Raw genomic sequence first — 20,704 nt, 5'->3', positions numbered from 1 at the left:
ACAAACAGTATGTAAGCAAAACCGCCGCAGTGTTTTGCTACGAATTACTTTTGGTACCACAGAATGGTTTTTTATCTTACGGCGTATAAATGATCCAGTAACACCCGAACCGGGCCACCACCACTTCGTCAAAATCCGGACCTTATGCCACTTTTTAAAATGTACTTCCCGCTGATCCTGAGCTGCTTGCTGCTGTGGGGATGCCGCGATAACGAGAAAGAGCAGCAACTTGCCCGGCGCGAGCAGGCATTGCTTCGCAAAGAGCAGGAATTCGCCTTAAAGGAAGCCGACTACTACGCCCTCGTGCGCATGCGGGACAGCCTGCTTGCCCAAAAAAGCGACACCGTCATCATCCGGACGTGGCCCGAAGACCTGGCTGGTATGTGGACGAGCAAATCGGTGTGCCGGGAATCCAATTGCAGCGAATATGTGATCGGCGACCAGCGGTCCAACGCGTGGGAATTCGTGAGCGACTCTACCGGGCTTTTCACGAGGGTTTTCAACAACAACAAACTGATACGGGTATATTCCGCCAGCTTCGACAGCACGGGAATCCGGCTGCATTACAAAAGCGACTCGTCCTCGGCCAGAACGACGGAAATGAACGTCGAGCTGGGACGCGGTAACGGCAGCCTGATCAAGGGAATGCAGACCATCGGCATCGACAATGCCTGTACCGCCAAATTTTCAATCGAGCTGACCCGCCTCACAACCCGATAGCCATGCATTTACTGAACATTCACATCAGTACCCTGCCTATCGAAGATCCGGTACTGAAATTTCTCATCGAGCTCGTCATCATTCTGGGCGCTCCGCTGCTGCTCAACAAGATCAAAGTGCCGCATCTGCTCGGGCTGCTCATCGCGGGGGCGCTCGTTGGCCCCAACGGCCTGAATCTGCTCGCCCGCGACAGCAGCGTGGTTGTTACCGGCACCACCGGGTTGCTCTACATCATGTTCCTCGCGGGCCTCGAAATAGATATGGGCGATTTCAAAAGGAACAAATGGAAAAGTATCGGTTTTACGGCCTACACTTTCGCCATTCCGTTCATCCTGGGGCTGATAGGAGGATATTATGTGCTGCATTTCTCAGTACTTACCACCGTCCTTTTTGCCAGCCTTTTTTCTTCGCACACGCTCATTGCGTATCCGCTCGTGAGCAAGCTGGGTATTTCCAAAAACCTTTCGGTGAACATTACCGTGGGAGGGACAATGCTTACGGACGTCCTCTCGCTGCTGGTACTGGCGGTGGTGGTCGGTATGACGCAGGGCGAAGTCGACAGTGCGTTCTGGATCAGGCTCATTGTGTCGGTGCTGGCGTTCAGCCTGGTTGTGCTGTTTGTTTTTCCGATCATAGGGAGATGGTTTTTCAAAAGGGTGGGCGACAAGATCTCACAGTATATTTTTGTACTCGTGATGATCTACCTGGCGGCGGTACTGGCCGAACTGGCGGGTATCGAAGCCATTATCGGCGCCTTTTTTGCCGGACTTGCCCTTAACCGCCTGATCCCGCATTCGTCGTCGCTCATGAACCGGGTCGAGTTTGTCGGCAATGCGATATTTATTCCCTTCTTTCTGATCAGCGTGGGAATGCTGATCGATTTCAAGGTGATCGTCAAAAGCTGGGAAACCGTCGGCGTGGCGGCGGTGATGCTTGTCGCTTCCATCGGCGGCAAATACCTCGCTGCGCTGTTTACCCAAAAGACCTTCAAACTCACCAAAGACGAGGGAATGCTGATTTTCGGTATGAGTTCGGCATCGGCGGCGGCCACGCTGGCGGCGGTGATGGTGGGTTATAATATTGTAATCGCCGAAACCGCAAACGGCGAACCCGTCCGCCTTTTGAGCGAACACGTGCTGAACGGAAGTATTCTGCTCATTCTCATTTCCTGTACGGTTTCCTCTTTCGTGTCGATGTCGAGTGCCGAAAAAATCGCCGAAGCGGACAAGGAGGATACGGCCTCCGGCATCAACCGCGAAAATGAAAACATCCTGATTGCCGTAAACTACGAAGATACGGTTGAGAAACTGGTGAATCTCGGACTGATGATCAAGGCCGGGCATAACGACGACCGCCTGTTCGCCCTGAATGTCGTGAACGACGACAAAAATGAGTCGTCCGTCAAGAACGCCGAAAAAACCCTGCACATTGCGACAGACACCGCTGCGGCGGCCGATGTGACGATCCGGCAAGTTACCCGCTACGACCAGGACGTTTCCAGCGGAATCAGCAATGTGATCAAGGAGCAGCGGATTACCGACCTGCTCATAGGCCTTCAATCGGGAAAAGGCTTCACGCCTTCGTTTATCTACAACCTTTACAACGGCTACCTTCAGAACGACAACGTCAATACATTCATTTACCACGCAGCGCAGCCTATCGCTACCGTCAAAAGTTATGTGGTGCTGATTCCCGCCAGGGCGGAAAGGGAGCCCGGCTTTTTCCATGCATTGCTGCGGGTGTGGAATATCGCTAAAAATTCGGGCGCCGAAATGCGCTTCTACGCAGGCGAGCCGGTGATCCGAACACTGAAACGCGTGCTAAGCAAGTCGAACATAGAGTCGTCCCTGCACACGATCGCGAGCTGGCGGGAAGCCCAGGAAGCGGCCATGCAGCTCGCCGCCGATGAAGGCCTGATCATCTTCATGGCCAAGCGCGGCATGATTTCCTATTTCCCGCAAATGGGCGACATTCCCGATTTCCTCAACCAGCATGCGAGCGAAAATAATTTCCTGCTGATATTCCCGTTCTCGCAGCAGGACGACGACCAGACCGAACGCCGGTCGGTTAGCAACCACGACGATTTTATCGAGATCGGGAAAATCATCGGGCGGATCTTCCCCGGCTAGCCCCCGTTCCAGGACCGGAGTCCGGAACTGCAGTTTGTCAGGCGGCCGGTGCTCAGTATCAGGTGATCAGGCCCTTTATAACCGTGCCGTGAACGTCCGTCAGTCGGTAACGCCTGCCCTGGTGCTTGAAAACCAGTTTCTCATGGTCCAGTCCGAAAAGGTGCAGCAAGGTAGCCTGAAAATCATGCACATGTACGCCGTCCTTAACCACATTGTAACTGAATTCGTCGGTTTCACCATAAACCTGGCCCGTCCTGACGCCGCCGCCCGTCATCCACATGGTGAAGCAGCCGGAGTGGTGGTCGCGGCCATAGTTATCGGCCGTCAGTTTCCCCTGCGAAAAGCTGGTACGGCCAAATTCGCCACCCCAAACCACCAGCGTATCTTCCAGTAACCCGCGTTGTTTCAGGTCCTTTACCAGTGCTGCCGACGCCTGGTCGACGTCTTTGGCCTGTTTCGCGATATTTTTAGGCAGGTCGCCGTGCTGGTCCCAACCCATGTGGTAAAGCTGGATAAATTTCACATCACGCTCGGCCATTCGTCGCGCCAGCAGACAATTTGCGGCAAAAGTGCCGGGTCTGCGGGCGTCTTCCCCGTACATTTTATAAATATATTCGGGCTCGCTCGTCGTGTCCAGGGCCTCGGGCACGGAAGTCTGCATGCGATAAGCCATTTCGTACTGGCTGATTTTCGACTGGATTTCAGGATCGCCCCAGAGCGTAAACTGGTGTTCGTTCAGTTCCCTGATGCGATCGAGCGCTCGACGCCTGTCTTCCTTGTGCACGCCATACGGGTTTTGCAGGTAGAGCACCGGGTCTTTACCTGCCCTGAGCTGCACGCCCTGATGGTGGGAAGCAAGGAAGCCGTTCGCCCAGGCGGCGGTACTCAATGGCTGGTCGCCTTTGACGCCCTTGGAAATCAAAACCATGAAGTGAGGCAGGTTCTGATTGTCCGACCCCAACCCATAGCTCAGCCACGAGCCCATCGACGGCCTTCCGCTTTGCTGGGAGCCCGTTTGCACGAACATCACCGCCGGTTCGTGGTTAATAGCCTCGGTATAGACCGATTTGACAATACACAAATCGTCCACGATGCCCGCCGTGTAGGGCAAAAGCTCGCTCACCCACGCACCCGACTGACCGTATTGTTTGAAATCATAGATCGACTTGACCAGCGGAAATGTCGACTGCCCCGCCACCATACCCGAGTTCCGCTGCGTCCCTTTTATCGATTCGGGGATTTCCTGACCGTGCCATTTTACCAATGCGGGTTTATAATCGAAGGTTTCCAACTGCGAGGGCCCGCCGCTCTGGAAAAGGTAAATAATCCTTTTCGCCCTGGGAGAGAAATGTGGCCCCCGCACAAATGGCGCTATCGCCGCGTCGGCATTCGCTTCCTCGCGCCGACCGCCGGGGGAAGTCTGTATAATACTGGAAAGTGCGATAGAGCCGAGGCCCAGCCCCGCTTTGGTGAGAAAGTCCCGACGGTTGAGCTGGGTTAATACCTTTTTCAGATCTTCCATATTGCATTATTTGCGGGTATAACCTTCGTCCGTATTCATAACCGCGTTGGCAACTGTGGCCAGTGCGGCGATTTCTTCTGGTTTCAGCGTCCGGTCCCATTTACGTTCGCCCGTGCGCAGGTATTCGAGCGCTTGCGCGGGCCGGGCCCGGAAACGGGCGAGTTCGCCGGCATAAAACTCCGAGAGTATTTTTTTGCTCCGCCCGGTCCGGCCTGCGGCCGGTAATGAGCCTGAAAGCCATATCGGTGGAATTTATGCCCCGCGTTTCGTGCAAAACCCGTTCGGCCAGGGCCCGGGCGGCTTCCACATATTGCGGGTCGTTGAGCAGCACCAGCGCTTGTAACGGTGTGCTCGTGGAGCGACGCTTCGCCACGCATTCGCCGCGCTCGGGGGCGTCGAAGATCAGCATCGAAGGCGGGGGCGAGGTCCTTTTCCAAACGGTGTAAAGGCTTCGCCTGTATAGCCCCTCGCCCGGTTCCTGAAGATATTTGTAGCGCCATACCTTGTCGCTGAGCTCGTCCCAAAGCCCGGCTGGCTGATAAGGATACACACTTTGGCCACCCATTTTATTCACCATCAGCCCACTGATAAACAATGCATTATCCCTGATCATTTCGGCCGTAAAACGGAACCGGGCGCCTCTTGCGAGCAGTTCGTTGTCCGGATCTTTTTCAAGCAGTTCCGGCGTGGTTACGGAACTTTGCCGATAGGTAGCGGAGAGCATAATAAGCTTATGCAGCCGTTTGATATTCCAACCGGAATTCATAAAATCGACCGCGAGCCAGTCGAGCAGCTGCGGGTGGGTCGGCAGGTTTCCCTGGTTGCCGAAATCGGCCGACGAGCGCACTATGCCGTTTCCGAAATGCATTTGCCAAATGCGGTTTACGAACACCCGCGCCGTGAGCGGGTTATTTTTATCGGTGATCCAGCGTGCCAGCCCCAGTCTGTTCGGTGGAAACCTTCCCTCGAAGGGCATTACCGTTTCCAATGCACCCGGCGTCACCTGCTTTCCGGGCGCGTTGTAGGCACCCCTTGTGAGCAGGTAAGTTGGCCGGGGCTTGGGCAGGTCGCCCATTACCATCAGTTCCGGAATGCTGTTTACCAGTTTGTTCTGCGCGTCCATACCGGCTTTCAGGCTATCGCTCAGGGCAGCCACACGGGCGTTGAAACGGGCGTCGTAAAATGCCTTCAACATCGCCATTTCGGCTGGCCGGCCCCGCTTGCTTAGTATTCCGGCAACCTTTCCGGCGTCGTAATTGTACAGAACTTCCAGGGCCGTCAATTCCTTGTCGAAAATTTTCAGTTCGTCGAGCCCCCCATCCTTGAAGGGGATCAGCAGGTTACGCTGACCGAGCATAAATCCCTGAAAACCATACGTATGAATATCCTTTTCATACAAAATGCCTTTGTAAAGATAGTCGCGGTCGACGGTCACCTTTGCCAGCTCCCCATTGATATAGATTTTCGCTCCCGCTGCCCTGCTGGATCCGTCGTAGGTCACCGTTACCTGCGTCCATTTCTGCTTCGGGACCGCCGCTACCGTGCTGACCTGAATGGCGTTCTGCGGATAGGAGTGTGCGATGATGAACTGTAATTTGTTGTCGGCCAGTTTCAGCGAATACCCCTTGTAACCCAGGCGGAGGTCCTCGCAATGGTAAAAAATACCCGCGTCGGGATAAACTGTGGCCGGATTGATCCAAAGCTCCACCGAAAAAGGTTCCGTACGCTCGTGCCAGCCGATGTTATGCCCCAGCCTGACGGAATTATAGTCGGATACAAAGTAGGCATTGCCTTTCACGCCTGGTTTCAGGACGATTTCAGTGCATTGGGCCGGCTGGTTTTTATTCAATAAGTTGGGTGTGACCGTCTCTTTTCCGCCGTTTGCGAAAGCTTTGTCGAAAGGATAATAGGCCACCATTCCACTGGCGGCCTGCCGGCCGACCATCCCGGCGGTCAATTTTCCGGTACCCAGCCAGTTTCTAAAATCGGCCTGCGAATCGGCCCTGGTCTTTTCCAGACGGTTACGCAAGCCGGTGATTTGCCGGTCAAAAAAACGGAGCAGTTCCTCATTTTCCTTGTTGGTGAGCAGCAATGCAGGCCCGGGCGTTTGGTCGGGTCCATACACCGGGCTTCCGGTTTCGTCGGTGCTGTTGAAAAGCCCGAACATTTTATAATATGCTTCCTGACTGATCGGATCGTACTTATGGTCATGGCATCGCGCACATTGCACCGAAAGCCCCAGAATCCCCTGCCCCACCGTCTGCACCCTGTCCGCATTGTATTCCACCCTGTATTCTTCGAAAACGATACCCGCCTCGGAGCTTTTCTTGTGCAGGCGGTTGAATGCTGTGGCCAGAATGCTTTCACGGGTTTTGCCGGGCAACAGGTCACCAGCCAGCTGCATGGTAATAAACCTGTCGTAAGGCATATTCCGGTTGAAGGCGCCGATCACCCAGTCGCGCCAGGGGGGAGAAATCGCGATGCTTGTCGTCGAGGTAACCGTCGCTGTCGGCATAGCGCGAAACGTCCATCCACTCGCCGGCCATGCGTTCGCCATAAGCCGGAGATTGCAACAGGCGGTCGATGAGCCGGGCGTATGCATCGGGGGGATTTATCGGCCACAAATCCATCGATTTCAGCCAATGTGGGCGGCAGACCGGTCAGATCGAAACTTGCCCGACGAATCAGATCTTCGCGGCTGGCCTCCGGCGAAGGGCGCAGTTTTTCCCTGTCCAACCGTTCGAGGATAAAATTGTCGATCGGTGTCCTGGCCCAACCTGCCAGCCTTGGTTTCGGGACTCCGACTTTTTCGGGTTTTATGAACGACCAATGCGGTTTGTATTTAGCGCCCTGCTCGATCCAGCGGGTAAGTACGGCTATTTCCTTTACAGATAATGCAAGGTTAGACGCGGGCGGCGGCATTTTCAACCCGGGGTCTTGCGAGACGAGCCGCGTGTACACTTCGCTCGCGGCCAGATCGCCCGGTACGATCGCATGCCGCCCCTTCGTCTTTTTCAGCGCTTTGTAAGCACCTTCTTCGGTATCCAGCCGCAAGCCGCCCTTCTGCTTTTTTGCGTCGGGGCCGTGGCAGGCAAAGCATTTATCGGAGAGAATCGGTTTGACGTCGTAATTGAAATCCAATTCATCGGGTAGCTCCCTGATCGCCAGTTCCACCTCCCGGGGTTTTTCCACGCCGCAACCGACGAGCGCCAGGCAGAAATACGTCGCAGCCGCGGCTTTCCCGCACTTCAAAAAAGCCCGCTTCTTCGTAAGAGATTTCATGGATTTTCATCGAAATACACCTTAATGAAGTTAAAAGCCAACCTGGTTCAATTCTTAGCCATTGATTATCAATAAAGTTTAAAAAATTAATACAAAAACCCTGAATCCATAACCGTAAGGGCGCAGTAACGGTCATTCGCTTTTTTTGCAGCACCCAGATATCACCTTTCCAGACCGGGTTTCCGCCGGTGTGTTTGCCGCTGAAAAGCCAGATCTGATCGCGGAATACCACGCTATGCAGCCCGCTGCGGACGCTCCATGGCGCATGTCCGTCGTGACGCGTCCAGTCTGCACCATTTGCCGAGTGCCAGACGTCGTTCTGAGCGGCCTTATAATGATCGGGATTGGTATCGCGGCCACCAAAAACCCACAGCTTGCCGTCGAATGCGTGTACGCCCTTGTCGTATCGTTTCCCCCAATCGGCCCCGGCCGTGAGTTGTACCCAGTTTTTTCCGTCCACGGAGCGCCATACGTCGGCCAGGCCCTGCCCGCCGAGCAGGTACAGCGTGTCCCGCAAAACCACCACCTGCGGCGAATCCCGCGGCGACCACGGCGCACCGGCTACTTCCCTCGTCCACGTAAACCCGTCGACCGACGACCAGATGTCGTTCTTCATTTCAAGAGGCTCGAAGTCCCGCGAGACCTTCGTCGTGCCGCCTAAAAGCCATAACTTGTTTTTAAAAACTACCAATGCGTGCCCCTTTCTGGGTTCCCAGGCCGCGTTTCCTGCCCGTTGCCAATCGGAGCCATTCCGGGTAGACCACACTTCATTGACCAGCTCCCTATCCTGGTAACGCATTCCTCCGTAAGTCCAGAGCCTGTTATTAAAATAGATGTTCGACAAATTAATGCGTTCGCCCCAGTCCTTCTTCGCGTGACGCACCCAGGTGGTACCATTCACCGACGACCAGGCCGCTTTTTGTCCGGTCATCCAAAGTTGCCCGTCGAAAGCAACCACGGGAACGATGCCCATCGGAAAAGTGCCGGGTTTCCATTCATGTTGCTGCGTCCCGTTGCCGGGCGGCAGCACTTGCTTCCATTCGTATCGGCCCGGGTTGGCCGGCGGCCGACTAAAAGTTTCAAACGCATTGAAACGGGCAAGGCAGGCCAGCAGTGGTGCGAGAAGCATTACCGCCAGCAGGTTCCGGTATGTTTTCATAACTATAAATGCTGATTTTGAACAACATATATAAAGAAAGCGAAATACCTGCGCCGGCAAAAATAATGTAGACGAAACGCCGGGAATATAGACAACGGAATCGTTTGCGGTGTTCGGCCACCCCATAGGCAGACAATCTCGGTTACGATGGTAGTATCTGATTCCAGTATATATTCAAAACACCCCGCTTTTGTGGTACCGGTCCCCGCGTTTCATTAAAACCCGATCAGCAAATGAAATTCGCCATTCCCGCGCTCCTGATATATTTCGCATTGCTGCCCGTTGTCCGTGCGCAGACCGCCGATAATGCGGAGATCAAAAGAATGTACGACGAAGATCAGTCTGCAAGGAAAGTGGCCAGTATCGATTGGAACCAGCTTAACAAGGACGACGCGCTCAGGCGAAAACGGGTAGCCGAGCTTCTCGATTCCAACAAGGTAGTTACCGGGAAGGATTTCTACCACGGCGCGATGATCTTCCAGCACGGAACAGACACGTTAGCTTCCGGTATGGCGATCCGTTTGATGAAAAAAGCCATTTCACTGGATACGACCATCAATAAGTGGTTGCTGGCGGCGGCCATCGACAGGGACCTGATGCGAAAAGGTATGCCGCAGGTTTACGGGACCCAGTATGTAAAGATGGGCCCCAATGCCCGGTTCGAGCGTTATAAGATCGATTCGACAAAAATTACCGATGAAGAAAGGCGTGCGTACAACGTAGAAACACTCGCCGAACAAAAAATCAAAGAAAGGCGGCTGAATTTGCTTCCGATCTCTCAATACCATGCAACGGCGAAGTCCGTAGACGAAACGATCGCCTTTATCAGAGCGGAGGTCGGGAAAGGGGAAGGATCGCGGTACGACGTCAGCGAGCAGGGCATTAACACTTTTGGTTATCAAATAATTAAGACACCCGAACAGGCCGTCAAGGTATTCCGGCTGAATACGGAACTGTATCCAGAAGCATTCAACACATTCGACAGCTACGGCGAATGCCTGATGCTTTTGAACCGCACGGACGAGGCGATCCCGGCCTACGAGAAATCGCTCTCGCTGAACCCCGGCAACAACGGCGCCCGGGAGGCGCTGGCGAAACTGAAAGCCAGGTAGCCGGTATTAGCTCCGGTTGATCGCGCGGGTGTGTAGCCGCATTCACACATGCCGCCAGGCATTATCTATCGAGGCAATCGGTTAAGCACCGTCCTGGCCGGCGGCCGACCGGCCAGGCGTCCGCTTCATACCTCTTAAATTGCAACCGTTTGTGTGGAAATGCCGATCCGGTTCATAAAATTGATATGACAAATACATATGATGAGATCGGCGATCTCGCCGGCGCTGAAATGGGTTTTTATCCGCTCATAAGTTTCATCCGCGACGCCATCCACCGAAATATGGGTGATTTCTTCCGTCAGTTGCAGGGCGCTTTTCTCAACCTCGGTAAACAGCGGGCTTTCCTTCCAGGCCGAAAGCACGAATATCCGGCGGGGCGACTCCCCGAGCTGCAAGGCCTCGTTGGTATGGTAATCGATACAAAACACGCATTTATTGATTTGGGAGGCCCTTATCTTAATGAGCTCGATCAGGCTTCTGGGAACCGACGAGGCATACACCCGCTTTTCGATGGCCGACATATGGGTCCAGTAGAGGGGTTCTTCTTTCCAGACATCCAGGCGTTTAACAATTTTCTTCATGGTTGACATCGTTTTGTTTTCAATACAAAATTGGCCAACCGGAAGGAGGAACTTCTTAAGCTGGTTTAAGAAAGGGATTTCTTTCGGATTTCGCTGAGGTATTCGGGTGTAAAACCCAAAAAAGATGCGAGCAGGTATTGCGGTACCCGTTGAATGAAGGCGGGATAACTGCTGATGAAGTCGTGGTAGAGTTCCTCCTTGGACAATTCGTACAGCTTTCTGATCCGGACCTGGGAAGCCGCGTATGCCCGCTGGAACACGGCGTGGAAGTACCCGTGAAGTTCAGGTATTTCGTTGGCGAGCATTTCCCGTTGCCGGGCGGCCGAAATGCTCAGGACTTCCGTGGTTTCGATCGCCCGGATGGAAAACTGCGCCGTTCCACCATTCTGAAACGCCATAAAATCGGTCGTCCACCAGTTTTCCAATGCGAAATCAATAGTCTGCTCCACGCCATTTTGCCGGAGGTAAAACAGGTTCACGCATCCTTTTACAATAAAGAACTTCTCGTTGCACCGCTGCCCTTCTTCCAGAAGAAGCTCGCGTTTTTTGAAAGTCCGTGCCTCGAAATATTGTCCTATCTCCGCCAGTTTACCCGCGTCGATCGAACCGAATTTGCTGATATGCGTGATGAGTTGCTGCATTTGTTATGCCAGGTCGGTTAGCGTCAAAATTATTTTGTTTGCATAAAACAACCTGCGTACACCGGCAAAAAGATTAATGTACATTAAGAAAACCCCTGCGAACTGCACACATCCTCTTAATTTTGCCTGCGGCAAATTCCAGCCGAGACCGTTATCAAGTATTTTGAATGAACAAATATCTCCCAGGGCCGAACAACCGCATCCTGACCCGCCTCGGTTCGCTCACGCTCCGGCTTTACGGCGACCCGTCGGAATTTTCACTCCAGAGCAGGATCTTCCATTTCATGGGCGCGATCACGGTTTGTGTGATGGTGTATGTGCTCTTTTTCAGTATCGCCGTCGGTATGACCACCTACGCGCTGATTACCGGAATACTGCTCCCGCTGCAACTGGGACTTTATTATCTGTCGCGCGTCAAAAAACGGACGACTATCGCCGTTTACATTTACTCCCTTCTCTTCCACGGCTTTTTTGTGGTCAGCTACCGGCTCAGCGCCGGCATCAGCGGCTCCACCTTGTTGTCGTTCTGCCTGGTCTTTTACCTGTCGCTCATCACAACGCCGCGGAAAGAATATCTGGTACTGACCATCCTGAATATAGGACTGGTTGGATCGCTGCTCTGGCTCGAATACCACGACCCGGCTTTCGTGATCGTCCATTATGCCGACCGGCGCGAGCAGTTTATCGATGTCGCCTCCACTTACACGATCAACATCCTGCTTTTTCTCGGCGGGCTCGGCTACGTTATCAGCAATTATACCAGGGAAAAAGAGAAGGCCGAACAGCGGGCAGCGCTGCTGGACGAATTGCACGAAGAGAAATCACGGCTTATCTCCGTCATTTCGCACGATTACCACACGCCGCTGGTGTCGCTCGGCAAGTACCTGGATATCATAGGGAATTACGAACTCAATGCCGACGAGCGCAAAATGCTCCAGTCGGAAATGCGGCAGTCGATCGTCAACACGCAGAACCTGCTGATGAACCTGCTCGATATGACCAAATTCGACAGCCGGCTCATAAGCCACGATCATCGCTTCAATGTTCTCGATTCGGTCCGCGACACGCTCCGGGTTTATGGCGACATCGCAAAGCTGAACGGACTGGCATTCACCATCGATCTCCCCGAAAACCTCACGCTAACCGGTAACCCGCAGGTGTTCACGATCATTATCCGGAACCTGATCAACAATGCTGTCAAATTTACGAAGGGTGGCGGAGAAGTTTCTGTCGTTTACCGGCGGGACCAGTCGGACCATCTGTTTTGCATTCGGGACTCCGGTCAGGGAATTTCGAAAGGACGCCGGAAAGACATCCTGGAAACCTGGAAAAACCCGGTACGAGTCCTGTCGCGCTCGGGAGGGCTCGGTCTTTCGCTGGTTAAAAGATACACGGATCTGTTAGGAGGAGAAATAACCTTCGCCAGCAATCCGGGGACCGGAACCACATTTTTTTTAAGATTCCCGGCCAGTGTACAAGCCGTTTCATAATGCTTCCAGAGTCGATACAATTGCCGCAACAAGCCCTTTGTCGATCTTCGAATGATCGCCGGAGTGATCGATAACCCGGTATTTACCCTGATCATCCTTTTCAAAAATCAATATCCTGCCGTCGAGGTCCACATGCAGTCGATAGGCATAGCCGAGAGGCACAATAGTTACCGGAAACTCATGGGTTTCACCCAAATAATCAACAGGAAGTAGTATTGGATCATTCATATGCAAAGTTAAGGCGAATGACCGGAAATCACTCGCCTTCCTTTACATCTGAATTACGTACGGAATTATACCGCCCCGGCGGCTGCGTGCCCATCCGCTCGCGGTTATTCCTGCGGGGATGAATACCGGCATGCGGCGCGTTACAGGAAATTTCGCAACAAACTTCTCTCCAGCAACAAATTGGCCGCTATATCGGGCGTAACCATACCGACCTCGGGGGCCATCAATGCAGAGAAGGTATTGACCGGGCGTGTCGGCATTGGATCGAAAATCAGTTGCTCCGGTAAACGGGTAAGCCGGATTTCCGTACTTCCGTCCTGCTGCTCGACGAAGGTATCCAGATGCGTAAAATTGTTTTTGACAAGATCCAGAACCGGCTCGCGGGACTGTGCCAGTTTTTCCTTGAAGCCGACGGACGTTCCGTAATTGACCATGTATTCGCAAAGCCTCCGGAAGAGCTTGGGCAGGATACAAACGTCCTGCGTAATGGAAACAAGGGAATCCGCGTTGAACCCGCTATTGGTGCCGTCGACCGCATGTAATTCCCTGTTCGCCTGCCGCGCCTGCTCCACAGCTTCGTTCAGTGCCTGGCGCAAATCGAAAAACAAGCCTTCATAATAAGTCGGATAGGCCATTCCCGACAAAAGAGCCTGATAATTGTAGCTCTCGCGGAGGTGTTCGGGCGTAAGAAAGAAATCGTCTCCGTCCCGGATGTTCGTATTCCCTGCGAAAACAAATGCGACCGGCCGGCCATTTTTTTCGACCGCCCTGCTTGCGATATAACCAGGCGTGGCGTCATTGGCCGCCAGAACCGTTTTGTGGGAGCTGTCCCATTCAACCTGGGTAATACCTACGTAGGCTAAGAGCTGGTCCATCGCCTTGTTGGCCAGGCCAAGCGGCTGGTGGTATACGCCGCCTCCGCTCGGCGGGGTGTAATGCGTTTCGAGCGTATCGATTGCTTCAATGCGCAACTGAACGTGATTTCTCGAATTAAACCGCGGCCGGCTGCCGGAAAGCGCCTGAACAAATGCGGCGTTGTCCGGCTCGAATCTGATGGAATCACCATCGGGGGAGTAGTTCCTGATGTGGAACTTACCTTTGATAAGTTTGAAAGGCATGGAAGTATCTGGCTAAGTTTGAGGAAATTGCGCAGTAATTGCTGTTAAGTTAATCGATCGGAACGCAACGACGCCAACCACTAACTAATTATGCTGACAACCTGTCCCGAAATATTCTGTGTCCGAAAACTTGCCAAATAAAAATATATACTACTTTCGCAGTCATCAGATGATCTGATAAATATCAATTATAAAAAAGCAGATTCAATCCCGTACCCGGCTGCCACGACTTACAGCATCCTGTTGGCCATCAGCGTCTCCCATTTGCTGAATGACCTGATCCAGTCGGGCATTTCGGCGATTTATCCACTGTTGAAATCCAATTACAGCCTCACATTCGCGCAAATCGGCATCATCACCCTGGCGTACCAACTGACAGCCTCGATCTTGCAGCCGTTTGTCGGCTCTTCGATTTTTCATCCGGAGGCGTCCAGGGTGGCGCATTTGGCTTTTGGATATCGAGCGTGAAAATAGCGGACGGTGAGGGTTACACGCCGCCTCCCAGATAATTTCCGATACCAAAAACATTGAAACCCAGCACAACGGGATTCCCGGGGGCCGATTGCATACTTATCGTAGTCGATCCGGGCGAGGTGGTAACGGTATTCGAAATCACGGACGATTGTGCCGGGCAGTAAACAGGCCAGTAGCCCATGCTCACCTGCGCTTTGACGATCGCTTGCTCTTCCTCCGTAAAATCGGCATCGGATGTGAGGGTCAGGGTTATTCCGTCGACGGCGAGCAGCGAGCCAATGGCGTGGGTCAGCGTTCCGCTGGCACCAAAATAGGTTTCCCAGTCTGAACTGTCGATCCAGGGCGGCGTGGATTGGGAAACCATCGCCAGGTGCAGCAAACCGGAGTCGTACCACGTGCCGGGCGTTACGGTTACGCAGGCGAAATGTGTGAAGCTGGCCGAGATATTGATCCTGCTCAAAGCAAACTTCCTGCTGATTCGGATCGCGGGCGAACTGCCGGTCCACATGCCGAAATAATTAGGGTCGTCGCCGGGTACCCACGAGTCGGATACGTCGGGATTGTCGTGGGCCGAATCGAACGAAAAACTGGCCCCCTGGGAAGCCAGAAGCGTCGTTTTCAGGTCCGAAAATGACGGCGAGAAATCGGCCGGACGGGCATTTTCCCCTTCAAAAGGCTGTAAAGCCGCCTGTGCGCTGTTGATCAGCAGCTGTGTCGACAGATCCGTTCGGCCGATGTTGGCCACGGACGGCGCATTTACCATAGCCCATTGAAACCAGACGGTCGGTAAGGTGTTCGGCGGCGGCGGAGACGAAAGGCTATTGAGATAGTCCATCCATTTCGCATAAGTAACAGCCCCGATATCGGCCGCAAAGGCGCTGTCGGGAAAAGAAAGCCCGTTTGCAATCGCAGCGTATTGGCTGAAAAAGTCGGGCTGGCTGAAATACCAGCGGTTGTATTTCAGGGTCTCGGGCGGGACATCGAAACAACCCCAAAGGCTCCGATCGTCCACCGGGACCACCGGCGGTTGCAACAACTGGAAACTCCGGACCGACAGGTTCAGGCTGGTCGCCAACTGATTGTACCACCCGTCAGTAACTGCGGTTATCGCATCGGTAGAAATAGCGTCAAATACCATTGTGGTGGAAAAGGTTTGCGAAAGATTACAGGAGATAGCAAATAAAGAAGGCTGGCCAGCGCCAGCCTTCCAAGAGCTTCTAAACGGCAACCAGCCCTTCGGCGATAAAATTTTTGGCCGATTCGTAAAGCGACACTGCTGCGCTCGCCGAGTGGCCCACAAATTCGCCCGCCGACAGTACATTGACGCCCAGGATAATGGGAACGCCGGGTACGCTGGTCGTGCTGATCGTCATTTGGCCGTGTTCGTCAAATGTGACGCGGTTGTTGGAAGAACTGCCGCTATCGCCGGTGTAAAACGGCCAGAACCCGGCCGAACCGCTGGACGTGATAGTCTGCTGATCCAGCGAAGAATAGGAAGCATCCGAAGTAACGGTGATCGTCATACCCGAAGCCACAATAACGTTAGCCGCGAAATACTGCATATTGCCGTTGCCACCAAAAGTATTGTTCCAGTTAATGGACGACGCCGGGCTCCACGGGTTGCCGGTCTGATTGGCATAGGCAAGGCCCATAGCCGACGAGTAGTACCATGCGCCCGGCGTGTTGGAATACACCAGTACATTCTGGAAGTCGGCGGTAACCTTCACACGGCTCGACGCAAACTGTTCGCTGAGCTTGGACGTGGAGCTGCTATTGCCCCAGAGCCCGAAAAATGCCGATTGCGAACCACCGGACCACGAACTGCTCACATTGCTGTTCATGGTAGCGCTATCGAAGGAAAACGACCGGGCCGGACTGTTGTTCAGCTGGTTAACCATGTCGAGATAAGTAAGCTGCCAGTCGAAATTGATCGGCAGCCCCTGGGGATTGGTGTAGATCAACGTCAACTCGTTCTGCGCGGTCGCGATGGGATCGAGCAAAATAGCCGCGTAGTCGGAAGAGCCGATGTTGGCAACGCTCGGCGCATAAAACATCGCCCAGTTGCGGAACATCGTCGGGATCTGGTTCATCGTCGGCAATGTGGGTTGTCTTTGCACATAAGCCTGCCAGTTGTTGTAATTCTCTTCCCCGATGTCCGCCTTCACATCGATGTTGCGTGAAGGGACGAGCGCAGAAAGCAGCGCTCTGTAATTATTGTAAAACTGATTGCCACCGCTTGCGGCAAACTGTTGGGTCAGGGTTTTAGGAGGGATATTGTTGTAATAGGCCCAAAACGTCGTGTTGGCGGCAGTACCGCTCGCGATAGGAGGTGCCGGCTGAATGATCTGGAAAGAATCCTGGCTTTGTCCCAATCCCTGGATCAGACCGTTGTACCAGCCATTTTGTAAATCTAGAAAAGTGCCCATTGTGGATGTATGACTATTTTCCCCGTTCGAAAGCGTACGGGGGCCGCCCTGTAACGAATACTTTTACAGGTAAGTCCGTTTTTTAAAGTGGTAGCTGATCTCCACCATACAAAAGCTTTTGTTCGACAAAGTTGCGTAGAAATAATTCTTCAAAAACGCGTGTAAACACCTGTTTAAAAAAACACGTATTTACACCCGCCACACAAAAAACCCGTTGCCGGCATTGGCAATGGATCGCGTATCCGAGGGGCGGTGCCGGCGAAATGAACCGGCGGCGGGGCCGCCCCGTGACAGCCCAACCCATCGTCATCCCGTTGTAAGGATAAGTAAACTTTTATTTACCAAACATGCTGCAAACGAGCGGCATACCACTGTTCATTATCGGACACCTGATGTTCCCGAATGAACAACTTTCAAGCCGGAACCCCTCTCCGGCATCGCTTTCGGCCTGGTATGGATTTAAAATATCGAGGCATTGGATCCCCCAAAGGCAAAACCTCCTGTTATATGCTGAAAAACTATCTGAAACTGGCATTTCGCACCCTGGTCAAGGACAAATTTTATAGCCTGATCAACATTCTCGGACTTACCATCGGCGTGACCTGCGGGATGTTGTTGCTCCTCTACGTGACCGACGAGCTCAGTTACGACCGTTACCATCAAAAAAGCCTCCCGGATTTACCGCATTGTTTCGTATATCCGCGAGCCGGACAAGATCAATAAATGGGTTAGTACGCAACCTCCGTTGGTCAAAACGCTCAAACAGGACTATCCTTTCGTGGAAAATTACGTCCGTTTCTTTCCGAATGGCCGCACGATGTTCCGGCAAGGCGAACGGCGGTTTTATGAAGAAGATATCTACGCCGCGGATTCCACCGTTTTCGATGTATTCACACACCATTTCGTCGAGGGTGATCCCCGAATAGCGCTGCGGCAACCCGGCAGTATCGTGCTCACGAAACGCGTGGCTGAAAGGTTCTTCGGCCACACACCTGCGTTGGGACAGGTTTTGCAAACCAACGATACCACGTCATATAAGGTGACCGGCGTGATCTACGATGTTCCTAAAAACTCGCATTTCACCTTCAACGCGTTGGTTTCGCTCGACCGGAACCAGCGGAATGCCGACGGCTGGGGCGGTTTCTATATCAATAGCTATATTCTGGTATCGCCCGGCGCCGACCTGAAAAAGCTCGAAGCCGGTTTTCCGCAGCTCTACGAAAAATACATGTCGGGTATTTTCAAAAGAATGGGCATTCATATTACCTATCAGTTACAGCCCCTGACCCGCATTCACCTGTATTCCAAATTCGACGGGGAGTCGAACGGCGATATCGGATACGTCTATACATTTACCGCGGTGGCGTTTTTTATGTTACTGATTGCCAGTATCAACTATATGAACCTGGCCACGGCGCAATCGGCCCGGCGGGCCAGGGAAGTGGGCCTGCGCAAAGTAATGGGCTCGCTGAAAGGTGCGCTGGTACGGCAGTTTCTGACTGAATCGATATTAATCGCAAGCATTTCGCTCATTTTAAGCCTCCTGCTGGTAGCGCTGCTCTTGCCATTCTTTAATAATGTGTCTGGCAAAGCGATCAGCTACATGCAATTGCTCAGTCCCCGGTTCGTATCGATCGCGCTGGGCATCGTGCTGTTCACCGGGCTCATAAGCGGCAGCTATCCGGCATTTTATTTATCGGCTTTCGAACCCGCGCAAGTCCTGAAAGGTACTTTTAAGGCGAAAGGCGGCGGTTTTTTCAGGAAGGCGCTGGTAGTGACACAGTTTTCCATTTCGCTGATCATGCTGATTTGCACCTGGGTGGTTTACCGCCAGCTCAATTATATGAGGGATAAAGATCTGGGCTATGACCGCTCACAAGTGCTAACTATCGATTTCCAGGACCAGCAATCGCCCGAGAAATACAATGCCTTCCGCCAATTGTTGCTGGAAAACCCGAATATCGAGCGGGTGGCGTCCGCATCGGCGCCGGTAAGCAATATCGGCGGCCGGGTGATCTTCACCGTAGAGTCCAATACGGGCATGAAAGAAATGGCTTTCAAACCGACGTTGATTGACGACCAATACCTGAAAACCATGGGTATGAAACTGGTAGCCGGCCGGAATTTTTCGAGCGAGCTTCCGGCAGATACAGCCAATAGCGTGCTGATTAATGAAGCGGCGGTGAAGCGAATGAACTGGAAAGAACCGCTGGGAAAAAAGGTCATGCTGGGCACAGTTCCGGCCGACGGCAAAAATCCGCCGCCGACCACACAGGTGGTAGGGGTCGTCCGCGATTTTCACCAGCAGTCGCTCTACAATCCGATCGAGCCGCTGATTATGATCTACCGCCGGGGAAATGGCGTTATCCATGTCAAGATCCGAACACAACACACTGCGGAAACACTTGCTTACATCGGCCAGAAATGGCAGCAGGTTTATCCCGACAAGCTATTTGAATACCGCTTCCTCGACCAGGATTTCCAGACGGCGTATCACGCCGATGAACTGCGTGGCAGGATATGCACGGCGTTTTCGGCCCTCACAATTCTGATTGCCTGCCTCGGCCTGTTCGGACTTGCCACTTTTACTACCGAACAACGCGTAAAAGAGATCGGAGTTCGTAAAGTGCTGGGCGGGTCGGTGTCCAGCGTTGTCATTTTGTTATCGAAAGATTTCACACGTCTCGTCCTGTTCTCATTTCCGATAGCCGTGCCGGTGGCCTGGTTCGTAATGAACAAATGGCTGCAAAGTTTTCCCTATAAAACCAACATGAGTATCTGGATATTCGTAGCCTCATGTGCGGCGACATTGCTGGTTTGCTGGCTGACGGTCATCTACCAGTCACTCAAAGCCGCGCTTACAAACCCGGTCAAATCGCTCCGCTCGGAATAGGCCGGCTCTGAAACGACGCATCGATATGCCCCAATGGAATTTACCAGGCTATGAATCGGGCAAATTTTGGGATTTTATATTACCGGAATACTTTGATAGCCGTCGGGCCCGATCATCTCCGTTACAAAACCGGGCTGATAATGCTCTTAAGGTCCGAAGGGTACCGGGTAGAACCGGTGATGATCGGAAGGCGGCTCCTATTTCAGCAGGCGAAAACAAACCAGCAAAGGTGATTTCGTAATTTCTGATCGTCCAGGACAAGTTCGCGAATGTCGTCGGGAAGCTGGTCCCGCTGCCATTCGCATTCCTTTGCCATCAGCTCTTTCGCATTTTCTCCAACCGCCTCCCCGACGGCCCTGATCGCATATGCCGCCGCCCCCAGCTCATGTGCCGCCACATGCGCCACGGCCACGGCCTGTCCGGCTGCCAACGCCGCAAACCTGGCAGCATCGGGCATTCCTTTCCCGGCCGCATTCGCAGCGAAAGCGGCTTTGTGAGCTTGTTTCATCGTTATTTCACCTTTCACCCAGGCCCTTGTCAACGCTATCGCTTCCCTTGGCCGCTTGTCGTCTGCATTCACCTGCTCGAACAGGTGCAGCACATGTTCCGCACAATCGGCCGCCCATAACGCGAGTAAACGATGGTTCGAATCTGTTAATGTTCCGCCACGTCTCGTGGTGATAAATCTTGGGTCTCGTTCTTTGGGTAATATCATCGCCTGATGGATTGCAAACCGGAAACGATTGAATTCCTTTAACGGATAATCGAAAACAAATAAAAGCACAAGTCACCGGATTACGTCCGGTCCGCGACAAATTTACCCCGCTTGCGGGTCACGGCAAAGCATTCCGGTTTCGAATGCACTTGCTGCGCGGCGATAAAATTACAAAGACCGGCATTCTCTCATTGCCATCGCAAATTCAAAAAGA

Annotated in this window: 17 protein-coding genes and 2 pseudogenes; 7 read left to right on the top strand and 12 right to left on the bottom strand. The window is 53.2% G+C overall.

The features are described from left to right. Positions 1-144: 144 nt before the first annotated feature. The gene (locus ABV298_RS22330) at positions 145-720 is read left to right on the top strand and encodes a hypothetical protein (RefSeq protein ID WP_353718374.1); all 576 of its coding nucleotides are present in this window, start codon (positions 145-147) and stop codon (positions 718-720) included. Positions 721-722: 2 nt separating this feature from the next. Next, positions 723-2,849 carry a cation:proton antiporter gene (locus ABV298_RS22325; protein WP_353718373.1) on the top strand — a complete coding sequence of 709 codons (2,127 nt, stop codon included), beginning with the start codon at positions 723-725 and terminating at the stop codon, positions 2,847-2,849. 58 nt (positions 2,850-2,907) lie between these two features. Here the strand turns inward: ABV298_RS22325 and ABV298_RS22320 are convergent, their stop codons facing one another. From ABV298_RS22320 to ABV298_RS22300, 5 genes and pseudogenes are all read right to left on the bottom strand, one after another. Next, positions 2,908-4,371 (bottom strand): DUF1501 domain-containing protein, encoded by a 1,464-nt coding sequence (locus ABV298_RS22320; RefSeq protein ID WP_353718372.1) that lies wholly within the window; start codon positions 4,369-4,371, stop codon positions 2,908-2,910. A 100-nt stretch (positions 4,372-4,471) separates the two neighbouring features. Then, the gene (locus ABV298_RS22315) at positions 4,472-6,928 is read right to left on the bottom strand and encodes a DUF1553 domain-containing protein (RefSeq protein ID WP_353718371.1); all 2,457 of its coding nucleotides are present in this window, start codon (positions 6,926-6,928) and stop codon (positions 4,472-4,474) included. Continuing rightward, a pseudogene (locus ABV298_RS22310) lies at positions 6,909-7,001 on the bottom strand (hypothetical protein); the annotation flags it as partial. The gene ABV298_RS22315 and the pseudogene ABV298_RS22310, both read right to left, overlap by 20 nt. Before the next feature lie 37 nt (positions 7,002-7,038). Beyond that, a pseudogene (locus tag ABV298_RS22305) lies at positions 7,039-7,545 on the bottom strand (c-type cytochrome domain-containing protein); the annotation flags it as partial. Then, a complete protein-coding gene (locus ABV298_RS22300; protein WP_353718370.1) occupies positions 7,514-8,812 on the bottom strand; it encodes a hypothetical protein in 1,299 nt (432 codons plus the stop codon). The pseudogene ABV298_RS22305 and the gene ABV298_RS22300, both read right to left, overlap by 32 nt. A 233-nt stretch (positions 8,813-9,045) precedes the next feature. Between ABV298_RS22300 and ABV298_RS22295 the strand changes: the two genes are divergently transcribed. Further along, the gene (locus tag ABV298_RS22295) at positions 9,046-9,924 is read left to right on the top strand and encodes a hypothetical protein (RefSeq protein ID WP_353718369.1); all 879 of its coding nucleotides are present in this window, start codon (positions 9,046-9,048) and stop codon (positions 9,922-9,924) included. A gap of 134 nt (positions 9,925-10,058) precedes the next feature. On the opposite strand, the gene ABV298_RS22290 is transcribed toward ABV298_RS22295, so the two are convergent. Continuing rightward, positions 10,059-10,505, bottom strand: coding sequence for a carboxymuconolactone decarboxylase family protein (locus tag ABV298_RS22290; protein ID WP_353718368.1), 447 nt, complete (start codon positions 10,503-10,505; stop codon positions 10,059-10,061). Positions 10,506-10,570: 65 nt separating this feature from the next. Beyond that, positions 10,571-11,146, bottom strand: coding sequence for a Crp/Fnr family transcriptional regulator (locus tag ABV298_RS22285; RefSeq protein WP_353718367.1), 576 nt, complete (start codon positions 11,144-11,146; stop codon positions 10,571-10,573). 167 nt (positions 11,147-11,313) lie between these two features. On the opposite strand from ABV298_RS22285, the gene ABV298_RS22280 reads away from it, so the two are divergent. Further along, positions 11,314-12,636: a HAMP domain-containing sensor histidine kinase gene (locus ABV298_RS22280; RefSeq protein ID WP_353718366.1), complete on the top strand. Its 1,323-nt coding sequence runs from the start codon at positions 11,314-11,316 to the stop codon at positions 12,634-12,636. Here ABV298_RS22280 and ABV298_RS22275 read toward each other — a convergent pair. Together ABV298_RS22275 and ABV298_RS22270 are read right to left on the bottom strand one after the other, a co-directional pair. Then, entirely contained in the window at positions 12,631-12,864 is a 234-nt protein-coding gene (locus ABV298_RS22275) for a hypothetical protein (protein WP_353718365.1), read from the bottom strand. The two genes, ABV298_RS22280 and ABV298_RS22275, sit on opposite strands and share 6 nt — an antisense overlap. 140 nt (positions 12,865-13,004) lie before the next feature. Next, positions 13,005-13,982 (bottom strand): hypothetical protein, encoded by a 978-nt coding sequence (locus tag ABV298_RS22270; RefSeq protein ID WP_353718364.1) that lies wholly within the window; start codon positions 13,980-13,982, stop codon positions 13,005-13,007. A 243-nt stretch (positions 13,983-14,225) separates the two neighbouring features. Here ABV298_RS22270 and ABV298_RS22265 point away from each other — a divergent pair, with 243 nt between their 5' ends. Next, positions 14,226-14,450, top strand: coding sequence for a hypothetical protein (locus tag ABV298_RS22265; protein WP_353718363.1), 225 nt, complete (start codon positions 14,226-14,228; stop codon positions 14,448-14,450). Positions 14,451-14,469: 19 nt separating this feature from the next. Here ABV298_RS22265 and ABV298_RS22260 read toward each other — a convergent pair whose 3' ends face one another. Further along, complete coding sequence (locus ABV298_RS22260; protein ID WP_353718362.1) at positions 14,470-15,594, bottom strand: hypothetical protein; 1,125 nt, start codon at positions 15,592-15,594, stop codon at positions 14,470-14,472. A 79-nt stretch (positions 15,595-15,673) separates the two neighbouring features. Next, entirely contained in the window at positions 15,674-16,882 is a 1,209-nt protein-coding gene (locus ABV298_RS22255) for a hypothetical protein (protein ID WP_353718361.1), read from the bottom strand. Positions 16,883-17,389: 507 nt separating this feature from the next. On the opposite strand from ABV298_RS22255, the gene ABV298_RS22250 reads away from it, so the two are divergent. Together ABV298_RS22250 and ABV298_RS22245 are read left to right on the top strand one after the other, a co-directional pair. Then, on the top strand, positions 17,390-17,605 hold the full coding sequence (locus tag ABV298_RS22250) for an ABC transporter permease (protein WP_353718360.1): 216 nt from the start codon (positions 17,390-17,392) through the stop codon (positions 17,603-17,605). Beyond that, positions 17,541-19,775 (top strand): ABC transporter permease, encoded by a 2,235-nt coding sequence (locus ABV298_RS22245; RefSeq protein WP_353723225.1) that lies wholly within the window; start codon positions 17,541-17,543, stop codon positions 19,773-19,775. The genes ABV298_RS22250 and ABV298_RS22245 overlap by 65 nt, the downstream gene beginning before the upstream one ends. Positions 19,776-19,977: 202 nt before the next feature. On the opposite strand, the gene ABV298_RS22240 is transcribed toward ABV298_RS22245, so the two are convergent. Further along, positions 19,978-20,559 carry a putative immunity protein gene (locus ABV298_RS22240; protein ID WP_353718359.1) on the bottom strand — a complete coding sequence of 194 codons (582 nt, stop codon included), beginning with the start codon at positions 20,557-20,559 and terminating at the stop codon, positions 19,978-19,980. Between the last annotated feature and the right edge of the window lie 145 nt (positions 20,560-20,704).

This window comes from Dyadobacter sp. 676, from assembly GCF_040448675.1.
In the GTDB taxonomy this organism is placed as follows: Bacteria; Bacteroidota; Bacteroidia; order Cytophagales; family Spirosomataceae; genus Dyadobacter.
Note: the sequence above shows the minus strand (reverse complement) of the source record. Positions and strands in the feature narration are given on the sequence as shown.

Excerpts from the sequence above, each read along its gene's own strand:
- ABV298_RS22330 (WP_353718374.1), top strand. The coding sequence starts at position 145 with ATGCCACTTTTTAAAATGTACTTCCCGCTGATCCTGAGCTGCTTGCTG.
- ABV298_RS22325 (WP_353718373.1), top strand. The coding sequence starts at position 723 with ATGCATTTACTGAACATTCACATCAGTACCCTGCCTATCGAAGATCCG.
- ABV298_RS22320 (WP_353718372.1), bottom strand. The coding sequence starts at position 4,371 with ATGGAAGATCTGAAAAAGGTATTAACCCAGCTCAACCGTCGGGACTTT.
- ABV298_RS22315 (WP_353718371.1), bottom strand. The coding sequence starts at position 6,928 with ATGGCGAACGCATGGCCGGCGAGTGGATGGACGTTTCGCGCTATGCCG.
- ABV298_RS22300 (WP_353718370.1), bottom strand. The coding sequence starts at position 8,812 with ATGAAAACATACCGGAACCTGCTGGCGGTAATGCTTCTCGCACCACTG.
- ABV298_RS22295 (WP_353718369.1), top strand. The coding sequence starts at position 9,046 with ATGAAATTCGCCATTCCCGCGCTCCTGATATATTTCGCATTGCTGCCC.
- ABV298_RS22290 (WP_353718368.1), bottom strand. The coding sequence starts at position 10,505 with ATGAAGAAAATTGTTAAACGCCTGGATGTCTGGAAAGAAGAACCCCTC.
- ABV298_RS22285 (WP_353718367.1), bottom strand. The coding sequence starts at position 11,146 with ATGCAGCAACTCATCACGCATATCAGCAAATTCGGTTCGATCGACGCG.
- ABV298_RS22280 (WP_353718366.1), top strand. The coding sequence starts at position 11,314 with ATGAACAAATATCTCCCAGGGCCGAACAACCGCATCCTGACCCGCCTC.
- ABV298_RS22275 (WP_353718365.1), bottom strand. The coding sequence starts at position 12,864 with ATGAATGATCCAATACTACTTCCTGTTGATTATTTGGGTGAAACCCAT.
- ABV298_RS22270 (WP_353718364.1), bottom strand. The coding sequence starts at position 13,982 with ATGCCTTTCAAACTTATCAAAGGTAAGTTCCACATCAGGAACTACTCC.
- ABV298_RS22260 (WP_353718362.1), bottom strand. The coding sequence starts at position 15,594 with ATGGTATTTGACGCTATTTCTACCGATGCGATAACCGCAGTTACTGAC.
- ABV298_RS22255 (WP_353718361.1), bottom strand. The coding sequence starts at position 16,882 with ATGGGCACTTTTCTAGATTTACAAAATGGCTGGTACAACGGTCTGATC.
- ABV298_RS22250 (WP_353718360.1), top strand. The coding sequence starts at position 17,390 with ATGCTGAAAAACTATCTGAAACTGGCATTTCGCACCCTGGTCAAGGAC.